We start from the raw sequence: 13,734 nt of genomic DNA, 5'->3' as shown, positions 1-13,734 counted from the left end.
CGATCTGGTGGCTAAAGTCCGCCCCAACGGCGAAGGGCGGGTCGATGTAAACGAGTTTGAGACCGCCCTCGGCGTCGATCTGCCGGCGCAGTGGCCCGTGGGCGAGGGAGGAGAGGATCAGTTTATTATCGCCCCAGATCAGTTTGTTGTGCCAGCCGGTGCGTTGGCGGCCCTTGTGGTCGAACAGGGAAAAGTTGCTGCCTTCCGATTTGGCTTCCCGCCGCGGCTCGTCGATGTGCTCGATGTGGTGGAAGGGCAGGACGGCGCGGGTGACTTCTTCGTGGCGGCCGTTCCAGAACAGGAAGACGTCTTCTTCGTCGGCGGCAAGGCGGTAAAGGTCTTCTTTGGGGAGGGGTTGGTTGGTTTTGATCAGGTTGATTAGGCGGTCCTGGTCGGCTTAGGATAGTTGGGGCATGTGCTGTGGGGTAGAATGAGGCTAGCGGGAAAGGAGCGTAAAAAGACGGTCGTTCACAAAGTAAGTGGTTCTTCCAACTTTGTGGCGACTCAGAAATCCATCATCAACCAGCTGGTTCGTGTACGTGCGCGCGGTATTTTTGTGAATGACTAATTCTTTTGCTAAGAATTCTAGTTTTGTATAAGGTTGGCGAAATAAATTATTGATCAAGTCCTGACTGTACATTTTGGGATAGCGTGCTCGGATTTCAATTTTATAGGTGTGCATCAGCTTACTTATTTCTCCGATCAATTCTATGCTATCGTGCGCGGTTTCTTTCACGCCGTTAAGCATATAAATGATCCATTCTTTCCATAGCCCCTCATCTCTTACCCCCTGCAATAAACGGTAGTATTCCCCCTTACTTTTAATGATGTACCCACTCAGATAAAGTATTGGCAAATCGAGCAACTTCTCTTTAACTAGGTATAAAATATTCAGAATCCTTCCGGTGCGTCCGTTACCGTCGTAAAATGGATGAATACTTTCAAAGTTGTGGTGAAGAATTGCCATACGGATCAGTGGGTCGAGGCCACCGAAGAGGTCATCATTCATATAATTGACGAGGTTGTCCAATAATGTCTCAATGTGGTCGGGATGTTGAGGCGGTTCATAAACGACTTCTCCCGTTTGGCTATTCATCAGTTTCGTTCCCGGCGTGCGGCGGATGCCCGCGTTATTGAATTCCAGGCGGCCCTGAATAGCAATTATCGTATTCCTCGTTATGATGCCATGTTCGCTGACTCTTTCGAAACCAAATCGAAGCGCATCCGCGTAACGGAGAACTTCCTTGGTAGCGGATGATACCTGACCGTCTAACTTCAACTCCGCACGGTATATCTCCTCCTTAGTAGAAATGATGTTTTCAACCGCGGAACTGTTTTGGGCCTCCCGTAGAATCAGGGTTGTAGTGAGAATCCGCTCGTTCGGTAGTGTCCTTGCGATCCCCTTTAGCTCCGCTAATTTGCGACTAGCGGCATTCATTGCCAACAAAATCTCAGCATCCAGAAACTTGTCGCTCAGGGGAAGTACGGGTATTTTGTATGAATTTAGCATGGAAAATAGTTACAATTTTTGTGAAGATACGGAAAATGTGTACAAAAATTATCTTTTATTGTGCATATAAACTGAATTAGACTACAATAATGACCGTTAGTTACAATTTTTGTGCACTTCCAGAATAACGGCACAAAAATTAGTTTTTTTTGTAGACATGAACCCGAGTTTCTCATCCGTACGAAACCCAAAGCCCAGTTTCTCATTTTCCGCCGTTTTTGCGGAAGAAGGGGTTTCGTCCGATACCAGCGTTCACGTTCAGGTGCTCTTCTCTGCTCATCTTCCACTCACCCTGCACCCGCGCCCGCGCCCGCCAAATCCCGCGTAGCCCTAGCATATACGTCGATCATATCCCGGAAGCTCCGCGCCTTACTTGCGTGTAGCACCCAATCGTCCCAACTCACGAAGAGCGGCTCGTAGCGGTACGCTTGTTGTAGCGCATTAACGTCGTCGCACCACTTGACCAGCCGAATGATTTTGCGCTTATCGTTGGCGTCCATACGGCCCTTAGTTTCTACGACGTAGATGGTCTTGCCGCCCTGAAGTTTGACGAGAAAGTCGGGATAGAAGCGGCTGATGCCACCTTTTTCGTTTTGATATTCGACGTGAAAGTTGACGCCGCCCTGGCCTATCGTATTCTTGGCGTAGGCTTTCACGTCGTCAAAGTCGTGCTCGCAAAGCGCGGCGAAAGACTTTTCCATCTCATTGTCACCGATCGTTTTGCCGAAAACAGACTTTTTGGAGGTGATGAACTGCTCGAAAGCTTTGGCGATGGGGCGGGTGTCGAGCAAGGTGGTGTAGCCGGCGATCTCCGTGGTTTCTTTATCCTTGATAATTAGGCCGCTAATCGCCGAGTTGAATACGTCGTAGATGATCTTTTTGACGCCGGGGTTGGCCAGGTTTTTTAGTACTTGCTCGTTTTCCGGGTCGACGATTTTAGCAAATAGTTGACGACGGGCGAACGCTTCGACTTCTGGGTACAGCAGATCGAAGCCACTAAATAGTCGGTTGCTTTTCAGGATGCCCTGCGTGATAAAACTCAGTACGTTACGCCAGTTGGGCACGAAGTCCGGTAGCTCCGTCAAGTGATTAAATTCTCCGTGGAAATTATTGAAAATGATTTCGCGCACGTCGCCCACATAATCGTGGAGCTGGGCTATTTGGTGGCTTGCCGCGCTCACGTCCAACTCGCTCAGCCGGCTATAATCCCGGACGATGCGCGGCTCGAGAATGGGCAGCGGAATGTCTAGTTCATGCAGTTGCTCCGGTGATTTTTCCCGGTCGATTTCAATTAGCAGCGGAGCCTGGGCCCGGGTACCGCGCGCACCCAGATCGGCATGGCGAAACTCCACGCCCTGATGCTGCAACTCCTCGATAAAGTTGATGAAGTGCTCCGTCCCGACGACAACGAGCGACTCCGGAACGCCGATCAGATACATTTTACGCAAGCCCCGCCCGATGGCCAGCTCGGGTAAAATCTTAGATTTTGAACTGTAAGGACGCAGCCCGACGATAGTAGTTACGTTACGCACGTCCCACCCTTCGCGCAGCATCATGACGGACGTGACGGCGCGGAACGGACTATCGGCGCGGTCGATCTGGTCGGCCGCCGTGCGGAGCCCCTCCAGCACGGCCTGGTTTTTAGTGCTTTTGGATTCGCTGATACTTCCGTCCTTGTTAGTATGGATGCTCAGCACGCGGCCCCGCATTTTTGAGTAGTTCATCTCCAGGAATTCCTTAGCCTGGTCGGCCTCCCTGGTCGTCATGGTCATAATGAACAGGATCGGCACCTTGTCGTGGCCAATTTCGTCGAATTGTTTTTCCCATTCGATGTAACCGAGTTGCAGGTGGTCGCGGTAGCGTTCCACGAAGTCGGCGCTGTCCCGCTCGCGTACCCGCCTGCGGCTCTCGGGGCTGGGCAGGACGGGTGTTTTTACGACGCCGTGCTTAATGGCTTCGACGAGTGGGTAATCCGCTACCGTTTGGATAAAAATAGTACCGTCATCGTGTTTGGGCGTGGCCGTCACGTCCACTTGCATCCGGAGGCCCGGTACGCCGCGTTGGCGGAACTGATCGTAAAGGCTTTCAATGGCCTTATACCAAGCAAGCTTTTTATCGTGGATGTGGTGGGCTTCGTCGTTCAGCACGACGATGTCGCTCAGTTTGTCACTGTCCAGTACCTGGCGAAGATCGAAACCCTTTCCCTTGTCCGCGTCGGGTTTCACCTTTAATCCCAAAAACTGCTCCTCGACGGTCGGTTGCCGATCCTCATCGATGTAAACCCGGTGTATGTTGGTCAAAAAGATATTCCCCCGGTCGGAGATTGGCCTGACTTCGTCCTGAACGTGCAGGGTGGGTTGAAAATCATCCGTCCAGTTATGACCGTAGTGGCCGTTTGGGGGAAGAAAAGGATCGTCAAAAAAATACTTCAACCCCGCAAAATCCTTCAGCAGTCGGTTTAATACGATGATGTTGGGTGCGATGAGCAGAAAATTGCGGCTCAACGGGCTATCCGTTTCGTACAAATTATGGAAATAGGACCAGACCAGTACGAGCCCCAGCACTTTGGTCTTTCCCGTTCCGGTAGCCATCTTGATGACGTAGCGCGTCCAGTCTTCCTCAAAGTGATTGGGGCTGACGAGGCTATCGCCGGCGAGCCTGACCATGTCGTATTTTTCGCGGTATTTGGCAGTCTCGTAGAGCCAGGCAATGGTCTCGAAGCTTTCTCGCTGTGCGAAGTAAAACTGAAAGGTATCGTCCGTCTCCGGTTCGTAATGGTTGCCTTCAAACCAGTACTCCAGGAGGGCCAGTGTCGTTGTCGATGCACCCTGATATCCAGAGCTCCGCCATTCGTGAACGCGGCGGCGGGTTTCGGCTACTAGCGGCGGCAAAATACGGGCGCTTTCTTCAGTACGGAGTTGAGTTGCGGAAGGTTGCCACCGGTCCTCGGGGCGGGTGACGTCAAAGGGGGAGTTCATGGTGTGCCGAACATACGATATATAAAATATATGGTTTCTACGGGACGTACACCCCGGTTTTGCCGAGAATCAATAATTAATTTAGTAGCTACTAAATTCGCTTGCGTTTCACTTTGAAATGTACCGAAGTTTATAAAGATCCGTGTAGCGAAGTTAAGCAGGTACTTACAAGCAGATTGTTACTGCCGTCTGCTCTCTTCTTAATTGCCCCGCGTTCGCGCCCACTAAACCTTGGGCAAGTTACGTGTATTCCCTCACCCCGTAACCACCCGGCAAACATCCCGCGCCCGCTGCACCCGCGCCCGCGCCTCCGCCACCGTATCGCCCAGCGCCGTGATGTGGCCCATCTTGCGGAATGGCCGCGTCACCGCCTTACCGTACAAATGAGGGTAAACTTCCGGAATGGCCAGTAGGTCTTTCCACCCGTCATAAACAGCCGGGCCGGTGTGGCCCTCGGCGCCCAGCAGGTTAATCATCGCGGCGGGGCGGACCAAATCCGTGGGGCCGAGCGGCAAATCCAGGATCGCCCGCAGGTGTTGCTCGTACTGGCTCGTCATGCAGGCTTCGATCGTGTGGTGGCCGGAGTTGTGGGGGCGGGGGGCCACTTCATTGACGAGCATCTCACCGGACTTAGTCAGGAATAACTCAACGGCCAACAGGCCGACGACTTCCATCTCGGCGACTACTTTTCGGGCCAGCGCCGCCGCCCGCTCGTCCGTATCTCCATCGATGGCCGCGGGGCAAATCAGAAATTCGACGAGGTTGGCGGTGGGGTGGAATTCCATCTCGACGGTCGGGAAAACGGCGATCTCGCCGCTGGGGGAGCGGGCGACGATGACGGCCAGTTCCTTATCGATGTCGGCCAATTCTTCGATCAGGCAGGGAACGTCGAGGACTTTATTTTCCAGGTCGTTTTCGTCGCGAATTACCGCCACGCCCTGGCCGTCGTAGCCACCGGTGCGGGCCTTCTGGACGAACGGCAAACTCCACTCCCCGTCCGCAACGGCCCGGCGGACGGCGGCGGCGTCTTCGTACAGTTTGAACGGTGTCGTAGCAATGCCCCGGTCGGCGTAAAACTGTTTTTGTAGGCCTTTATCCTTGATCAAATCAACCTTATCCGGTTGGGGGTAAACCTTGACGCCTTCTGCTTCCAGAATTCGCAACGCCTCGGTGTCGATGTGCTCGATCTCGATGGTGAGCACGTCGAGTTTGCGGCCAAAGTCCAGCACGTCGGCTTTCTTACGAAAGTTACCGCGCTCGAAAACCGTCGCGTAGTTGGCGGCGGGAAAGGAGTGGTTCTGGTCGAGGACGTAAATGGGCAGGTGCCAACTGGCACTGGCCTGACAGAGCATTTTACCGAGTTGGCCACCGCCGAGGATACCGATTTTTGCGTTCATGGTCTGGAGTTGCGCGTTATGAAGTAGCTTGATGTGATTATGAATCCGCAAGGTACGATTGCCGTACGCTCCCCCAAATACCTACCCTCTTAAGTAATCGCGCCGCTAGCGACCGTCAGTCCACTAATTCCGCGCCTTCGACGATTACGGTAAAGCCGGCACCCCGGGCCAAAAAGCTGATGGTTTCCAGCACGGAATTTCCTTGTTCGCGCGCCTCGTCCATCAGGCGGCTGTTGAGGGCGCCGTCGCGCAGGCGTTGCTTGGCGGCCTTGTTGAGGTCGGAATAATCCTGGGCCGTGAAGGTGTTGAACCAGCTTTCGTTGAGGTCCCGGTAAACGATCTCGTGGTCCACGGCGAGGATTTCGGGCTCGGGGAGCTTACTGAGGGTGATCGTTTTGGCGGCGTCGTCGATGGCAATGTCCATCTTGCTCAGGTCGTAGCCGACGAGGATTTTACCCGTTACCTGGACGGAGGCTTGCTTATCGAAACTAACTTTGGTCGGCAGGGGCAGGTAGACGGTGTAGTTCCTCGATTGCGTGCGGTTGAACAGCTCGTTCACGTCGCCCTCTACCGTAACGAGCTTGGATACTTTGCGGACTTGCTCCAACAAAACCGTGCTCTCATCCACCGTGCTTTGCTCCTGCGACCTCGCATAAAAGGCGTAGACGGCTATCCCCAAAAGGAAGGCGAGGATGGCAGCAACGATGATTGGAGCAAAGTTTTTCATAGTTCATACGTTAGCCACAGAAACACGGAAGCACGGAAAGCCTCTGGATATCGGTTTTAAACTACTTTGTTGTGCTTCTGTGCTTCTGTGCTTCTGTGGCAAAAAAGCTAGCGCACCTTAGCCGTCATTGAGTATTTCAACCCCGAGTAACTGTGCAAAACCGCCTTTACGCTCCCCACCACCACCGGTGATTCGATCAATACGGGGATTCTGTTCTCATCGTCGGAAACGTAAATTTTCATCTCGTCACCCTCCTTGAATACGTCGCCAGCAATGAGCTGCGGGCTGAATTTTTGGGTGCGGAAATGGCCGACGCCCCTGACTTTGGTCTTGGCTTCCGGCCCGAGGTATTTGACTTTGAGGGGGTAGATCTTCCGGTCCATCAGGATCGTAATGGGGATTTCTTGGTTCCTGTTCAGTTCTTCGTACCGGAGGTTGCGTGCCCAGTAGACGATTGAAATCAGGTCGTGCATGCAGCCGTCGAAGTCGATGCGTTCGTCCGCCAGGTCGTAGCGCGTTTTGCCGCGGGCGCTGACGGCGGTTTGGTCGATCTGGTCGAACGTCGTGCGGTCGTAGCGGGTGTAGCCGCCTTCGTGGACGTCCTTGATGTGGATTTTGGGGAGGAGCGATTTCTTGTCGAGGTAGCTCTCGTAGCGGTCGTTCACCGCGTAAAACCACTCGTAGCTTTCGTAGGTTTTCCCCGTCACGGTGATGTGGTACTGATCGGGCAGTTCACTCACCTTGAACACGACTTCACCCGCGGCCAGCCACACCATTCCCCAGTTGTAGTACAGCTTGTAGGTAATTATTTCGCCGGGCTGAAAGGTGTCGTTGTCGGTTGTGCAGACGTCGCGTGCGGCCATTGGCGGGTGCCAGATAGGGGGCGCGGTCGTCCCGACTGAGTGCGGGACTTGCTTTGGCTTCGCGGGTGCCGGGTTGATGAGATGAAATAGTTCTGAACCAAACCGCCAACTTTCACCCGCCCGCAAATCGACGGACGAGCCGGTCAACAGCAGAAAAAGCAGGGTTAGTACGGGCAAGAATCTCATCATTTGTGCTTTTGGACGATCAACCAGTAACCAGGTAACGACGGCAACAGAACGTTTACTATAAATAGCGTTGCGAAGGCCAGTACCGTGGCGGCGGCAACTTCCGGCCCGTCGCCCCAAAGTAACAAACCCAGCTCCGTGCGGGTAACCAGGTTAGCCCCCGGCGGCAGGGGAATCCCCGCCTGGACGAGGTAGATGCCAGCAATCCCCGCCAGGGTTTTCCCCACCGGCAAAGCCAAGCCGAAAAACCGTAGCAAGAGATACAGTTGCCCACAGTAGACGCTGAACCGCACGCACGCGTACGCGCCGGCGCGGATCATTAACCCGGCGTTAACCTTTTCTAATCCGTAGCTCAGTTGCGTCGTGTCGTAGCCCCATTTACCGTTCAGAAACTTTAATAGACCGACAAAAGCGGGTTTACCCAACCAGATACCCGCTAATAACAAGACGGGGCCGACCGGCCAGAGCCACGTTACGGGGAAGTTGATGCGGTCCTGCAAGAGCTCACCTGCCGTCCACATCAGCCCCGGCCAGGCGAGTAAGAGAAAAGCGATCCACTGACAGGCGCTACCCAAAATACTACTCGCGATTACTGCCGGCCATTCCTCTTTAGTCGCCACGGTCATTCGCCCCCCGATCTCCCCAATTCGGTTCGGCGTGGCGGCGCTCAGGGTGACGCCGGCGATGGTGGCGCGCCAGGTTTTGGAAAAAGGCCAGGTGAGGAAGGCGCTGAGCAGTGGGTGCCACTTCCGCGCTTCCAGCCACCAGTTGAGGGGCATCAGGGCCAGCACGAATAGGAAATAGGGCCAACGATCAGAGCGGGTGAGGGAACGGCCGAAATCGGACCAGTCCAGTTCCCGCGTCAGTCGGTATAAATGCCACGCGAAAGCCAACACCAACGCCGCACCCAGCAAGCGCAGCGCCCAGATTTTCCAGACGGAACCAAAAAGTTTATTTCCCTCCTTTGTCAAATTATTTGTTGGTTAGGCGTTTTAGTCGGTTCTTGGGAAAGGTTGAGGGCATCCTGCCCGAACGGCCGTGCGGTAGTGTTCTCGTGATAGCTACCGCGGTCACGTTCGGGCAGGATGCCCTCAACCTTAAACCAAAATTACAACATTGCCCGCCCCAAAGCCCAAAAAGAAAGCCGACGCCGCCCCCTACCGCATCATCGGTATCGACCCGGGCACGGTCGTGCTGGGTTTCGCCGTGGTGGAGATTCACCCGCGCTCCAAACGAATCCTGGAGCTCGGCACCCTCAAACTCGCCCAGTTCAAGGACCACGCCGAGCGCCTGTCCACCATCCACCGGCGGCTGACGCAGGTGATTGGGACGCACAAACCGTCGGTGATGGCCATCGAAAGTCCCTTTTTCGGTAAGAACCCCCAGTCGATGCTCAAGCTCGGGCGGGCGCAGGGGGTTTGCATGGCCGCGGCGATGAATCTCGACGTAAAGGTGGTGGAATACGCACCACGAAAGATTAAACAGGCCGTCGCCGGCAACGGTAACGCGAGTAAGGAGCAGGTTTGCAAGATGCTCGAACAGGAGTTTTCGCTCGACATGAGCCGGGTACTGAACGACGCGACGGATGCGCTCGGGGCAGCGATGTGCCACTACTACCAGACGCGGGGGAAGCTCGGCGGTGGGACGAGCTTCAAGGGGTGGGAAGGTTTCTTGGCGGCGAACGCCAGACGGATTAAGAAGTGATCGGTGACGGCTCACGCTTTGGTCCCTCGGTAAATAACTCCGCCCGCGTGCCCCGTATCTTTGCTTCTTCCCGAATAACCCTGCACCCGCGAAGCCAAAGCAAGTCCCGCACTCAGTCGGGACGACCGCGCCCATGACCAAGTATGTCCTCCTAATTTTCGGAATACTAATCGCCACCGCCCTCGCCGCCGATTGCCCCAGCCCCCCACCCTATTACGGTTATAAATTCCTGAATCCGGAATTGCTCGACTACGACAGCGAGCTCTACCCGTTCTACGCAGCCTTCAGCGCGGAATACCAGGACACCCGCCTCCTGGCCGAGAACATTCGCGAGCGCGACAACCTGCAGGAATGGTACGACCGCTACTGCGAGGAAGTGGAAATCGACGACGTACGCGGGCTGCTCTACGGCAACACCATCAACGAACTAAAGCGCGTCATGGACCTGAGCGCGAACGAAAAAGCCTCCGCCAGGGACCTGCCGGGGAAACTACGCAGCAATTCTTTCGCGCGACATTTAGTGGACTACCGCTGCCGGGAAGTCGCGCAGTATTTACTCTACGCGAAGCGGGTAGAACCCTACGTCGTCCGCCAGAAGAAAACCTTTGCCACCCAGTCCGGGGCCAAGGTGGAGATGGAAGCGTTCATCGACGAAGGGCTCGACTTCTTCAAGAATACGGAGAGCCACTACGTTCGGCTTCGCTACGCTTACCAGCTGCTCCGGCTGGCGCACTACCTCAGGGAGTACGACTACTTTTTGGAGCTGCACGCCTACCTGATGCCCAAGATTTCGGCTGACCCGAGCATACTTTACGATTGGATCGAAAGCCACCGCGCCGGCGTTTTGCAGTCCCTCGGCAACTACCCCGAATCCGCTTACGCGTTCAGTCGTGTTTTCGAGCGCTGCGCGAGTTGTCGGGAAAGTGCCCACCGGAGTTTCAAAATCCGTTCGGATGAGGAGTGGGCGGCGACCAGTCTGCTCTGTGCCAACGATCATGAGCGGGCGATGCTCCACGTGCTGCGCGCGCAGGACCGGCGGGCGAACCTCGTCCAGGAAATGGAAGAAATCTTCCGCCTCGACGCGGACAGCCGGGCGCTGGAACCGTTGCTGATGCGGGAACTGTTGGAACTCGAACGGGACCTGCTGGGGCTGGATTTTAACCCAAAAAAGGCTCGCAACGAACGCTACCACAACCGCCCCCGGGCGGAAGCCGGTAAACGGCTGATCGAGCTCCAGGCGTTCATCAACACAGTCGTCGACGCCGGCACCGCCGCCCGCCCCGACCTCTGGCTTTTCGCGCGCGGGACGGTCGAGATGCTCGGCGGCGATTACTACTACGCGGACATCACCTACGCGCAACTTCGCCAGCGGACGGACAACGACAGCCTGCTGGCGCAACTCGATATCTTTCAGGAAGTAGCCGACCTGCTCGCCCTCGACTACGTGGACGACGCGGTAGAACTCCACTATTACGAATTACTAAAGGATAGCGACCTCCGCGCCCGCTACCCCTACCTCACGCCGATGGTGAACGACAAGTTGGAAGTCGTCTATAATCAGCGCGGTCAGCGCGGTAAGGCGGCTTTGCTGCGGTACGGCGTCGACGCCATCGCGAAGAACCCGCAGATCAGCATGCTCAACGAACTGATGGGGATGACGGACAGCCTCAACGGAAACGCCTTCGACCGGGGCTTGCTGGCCGACCGCATCGGCAAGAACCCCGTCGCCGATCTGCACCACCTGACCGGGCTTTACTATTTGCAGCGTGGCCAGTGGGAGATCGCGCTGGAGTATTTCCTCCGCATCCCCGCCGCCCGGCGGAACGACTACGGCACGTACGTCCCGTTCGTCAAGCAATTTCGCGACAAAGTCAACTACACACCGGACCCCGCCGCGACGCGCTACAACAAAGTTGATTTACTGGAACGCCTGCTGGCCCTCGAAGACGACGCCCGCCGCACGGCTAACGACACCCTCGCCGCCCGCAACTACTTCAACATCGGTCTGGCCCACTACAACATGTCGTACTTCAGCTTTAACTGGAAGTTTGCGGACGCCTTCCGCTCGTCAACCAGCGCCGCCCGGGCCGCTAAGGCGCGGACGCCGGATGCCGTGTTCACCCACCCCAGCGCGCCCCTCGGCAACCTCGAAAACTTCACGATGGACCGTGCGCGCTACTATTTCGAGCGCGCCGTCACCCGGGCGCCAACGCGGGAAGCGGCGGCGGAGGCGCTTTACTACGCCGCGAAAACGGAACGGAATGATCATTACGCGACCGGCCGGCCGGGAGGCGAAAGGCCGTTTTCCTACTTCCGGCGCTTACGGGCTGACTATGCGGATACTAAGTATTACAACTACGTAATAGAGGAGTGTAAGACTTTTGCTTGGTTTATTGCGCGGGAGTAGTTTGTCACCACCTTGAGGTTTTGACGTAAATTCTAATCTTTCCAAGCTAGTAATTTGCGCGGTCGCGGGTGCCAGAGGATTCTGGAAGAAGTTTTCTGTGATTTACTTACTTACCATTTAAGTTGGAAGGACCTCTATATTTAGGATTACGATGTATAAGGTATTATTTGATGATGCTTAGTTGATCAGGGATACGAAACCTACCAAGCTTTCTGGTACTTGTTAGCCGTCCCTTGAGCCTGGCCAATGTTTTCGTGCTTGAAAGGCGTGAAGAAATCTGTACTGTATGAGCCACCACAAAATGAGTACTAAAATCACCAGACGGTATAACCGAAAAGCGCCGTCTTGAAAAACAAAGCGAAAAGGCGAGTTTACAGATTTTAGCCTTTCAAGCACGAAAACATTGACTAGTCAGGCTCAAAGGACAAGAATTTTGTTTCTTTTTTTCTAAAAAGAAAGGCAAAACGGGCAGAAATAGATACAGTATTCAGCTATACGCGTAGAGTAATTCTCAAGATTATTCAGAAATCTCAATACCTACCTCTCCTCAACCTCCAAACGACTCTCCGGCAAAGTAACCAGCACTTCCTCAATCCGCCGCGGCGTAACCGACAGCACCTTCAGCGTATACTCCCCCACCTTAATTTCCTGATTAGGTTCCGGCAGTTTTCCCACGTGCTCCAGCACCAATCCGGCCAGAGACTCCGCATCCCCCTTGACCTCATCGAACGTGCTCGTACTCATTTCCAGCACGCGGCAGACATCGTTCAGAAGCGTCTTACCGTCAAATTCATAGTTCAGATCATCGACCTTGTTAAAGACAATCTCGTCGCCCTCGTCAAATTCATCCTGAATGTCACCAATGACTTCTTCCATGACGTCTTCCAGCGTGACGATGCCTTCCGTGCCCCCGTACTCGTCGACAACGATGGCCATGTGCATCTTTTCCTGCTGGAACTGCTTGAGTAGTTCGCTGACTTTTTTGTTTTCCGGCACGTAAAGGATCTCCTGACGGATGAGCCCGTGCCAGTCGAAATCCGCCGCTTCGTACCGGTAACCGAGTAGATCCTTTACGTACAGGATGCCCCGGACCTTATCGAAATCATCCTCAAAAACGGGGATGCGGCTGTAGCTGTGTTCGCGGACCTTCTCGAGTAGCTCGTGGTAACCGATGCTCTGGTCTACGGCAACTACGTCGACGCGGCTACGCATGATTTGGCGAACGGTAGCGTTGGCGAACAGGACGATCCGCTTGAGGATGTAAACATCCTGCGGCTGCCCGTCCTCCCCATTTTCTTCCTGCTGGACGGTCAGGTCGATCGCTTCGTCGATGTCCTGCTGGCTCACGGTTGAGTTATCGTTACTCCGGCTTTCCAACTGGCGTTCGATCACCGCCGCGCCGTTGACCAGGACGGCGGATATGGGAGCAAAAAGACTCAGCATAATCCCGACCGGGCGGGCCATCAGCTTAGCCAATTGGACCCGGTTCATGCGGGCGTAGACTTTTGGGGCTACCTCCCCGAAAAGGACGAGCAAAAAGGTAACGCCCACGATCGTGATGGTGAAGCGAATGACGGTCGCCAGCTGGGTCACATTTTCCAGCGGGATGTTCCCATCCAGGCCCCGTAAGCTTTCGATCCAGGTCAACAGCGTACTCGCCCAGGACCTAAAAAACCCATCCTGGAAAATCTCCGTCAGGAGTAGTTCCGAGATCAGGACGATCGCAATGTTGATGAAGTTGTTAGCAATGAGGATGGTGGCTAACAACCGACGTGGGTACTCCTTCAGCTCGATCAACTTCGTGGTGGCGGGTGAAGGATTAGCGGCAAATTCCTCGTAATCATTCTCGTTGAGCGAGAAAAAGGCTACCTCGGAACCGGATACCAAACCCGACAAAAAGAGCAGTATAATGATGCCCAAGCCGCCAAATATCAGCGGAGAAGAGATGCTAAACAGCAACAC

General features: G+C 54.8%; 10 protein-coding genes. 3 read left to right on the top strand and 7 right to left on the bottom strand.

Annotated features, from left to right (window positions below):
- Positions 1 to 7: 7 nt before the first annotated feature.
- Positions 8 to 382 carry a hypothetical protein gene (locus tag GGR27_RS20170; RefSeq protein ID WP_245184725.1) on the top strand — a complete coding sequence of 125 codons (375 nt, stop codon included), beginning with the start codon at positions 8 to 10 and terminating at the stop codon, positions 380 to 382.
- Positions 383 to 436: 54 nt separating this feature from the next.
- On the opposite strand, the gene GGR27_RS16750 is transcribed toward GGR27_RS20170, so the two are convergent.
- The 6 genes from GGR27_RS16750 to GGR27_RS16725 form a co-directional block, all read right to left on the bottom strand.
- Positions 437 to 1,510 (bottom strand): Fic family protein, encoded by a 1,074-nt coding sequence (locus GGR27_RS16750; RefSeq protein WP_168039454.1) that lies wholly within the window; start codon positions 1,508 to 1,510, stop codon positions 437 to 439.
- Between the two features lie 287 nt (positions 1,511 to 1,797).
- Positions 1,798 to 4,488: a DEAD/DEAH box helicase gene (locus GGR27_RS16745; RefSeq protein ID WP_168039452.1), complete on the bottom strand. Its 2,691-nt coding sequence runs from the start codon at positions 4,486 to 4,488 to the stop codon at positions 1,798 to 1,800.
- Positions 4,489 to 4,742: 254 nt separating this feature from the next.
- A complete protein-coding gene (locus GGR27_RS16740; protein ID WP_168039450.1) occupies positions 4,743 to 5,885 on the bottom strand; it encodes a 5-(carboxyamino)imidazole ribonucleotide synthase in 1,143 nt (380 codons plus the stop codon).
- 115 nt (positions 5,886 to 6,000) lie between these two features.
- On the bottom strand, positions 6,001 to 6,612 hold the full coding sequence (locus tag GGR27_RS16735; RefSeq protein WP_168039448.1) for a DUF4230 domain-containing protein: 612 nt from the start codon (positions 6,610 to 6,612) through the stop codon (positions 6,001 to 6,003).
- Between the two features lie 107 nt (positions 6,613 to 6,719).
- Positions 6,720 to 7,652, bottom strand: coding sequence for a DUF3108 domain-containing protein (locus GGR27_RS16730; RefSeq protein ID WP_245184724.1), 933 nt, complete (start codon positions 7,650 to 7,652; stop codon positions 6,720 to 6,722).
- Positions 7,653 to 7,660: 8 nt separating this feature from the next.
- Positions 7,661 to 8,632, bottom strand: a complete 972-nt coding sequence (locus tag GGR27_RS16725) for a lysylphosphatidylglycerol synthase domain-containing protein (RefSeq protein ID WP_168039444.1) — start codon at positions 8,630 to 8,632, stop codon at positions 7,661 to 7,663.
- A 145-nt stretch (positions 8,633 to 8,777) separates the two neighbouring features.
- Between GGR27_RS16725 and ruvC the strand changes: the two genes are divergently transcribed.
- Complete coding sequence (gene ruvC / locus GGR27_RS16720; protein WP_168039442.1) at positions 8,778 to 9,365, top strand: crossover junction endodeoxyribonuclease RuvC; 588 nt, start codon at positions 8,778 to 8,780, stop codon at positions 9,363 to 9,365.
- A gap of 133 nt (positions 9,366 to 9,498) precedes the next feature.
- A complete protein-coding gene (locus GGR27_RS16715; protein ID WP_168039440.1) occupies positions 9,499 to 11,772 on the top strand; it encodes a hypothetical protein in 2,274 nt (757 codons plus the stop codon).
- 537 nt (positions 11,773 to 12,309) lie between these two features.
- Here the strand turns inward: GGR27_RS16715 and gldE are convergent.
- On the bottom strand, positions 12,310 to 13,692 hold the full coding sequence (gldE, locus tag GGR27_RS16710) for a gliding motility-associated protein GldE (protein WP_245184723.1): 1,383 nt from the start codon (positions 13,690 to 13,692) through the stop codon (positions 12,310 to 12,312).
- Positions 13,693 to 13,734: the final 42 nt, after the last annotated feature.

The organism is Neolewinella antarctica (genome assembly GCF_011927835.1).
GTDB lineage: Bacteria > Bacteroidota > Bacteroidia > Chitinophagales > Saprospiraceae > Neolewinella > Neolewinella antarctica.
Note: the sequence above shows the minus strand (reverse complement) of the source record. Positions and strands in the feature narration are given on the sequence as shown.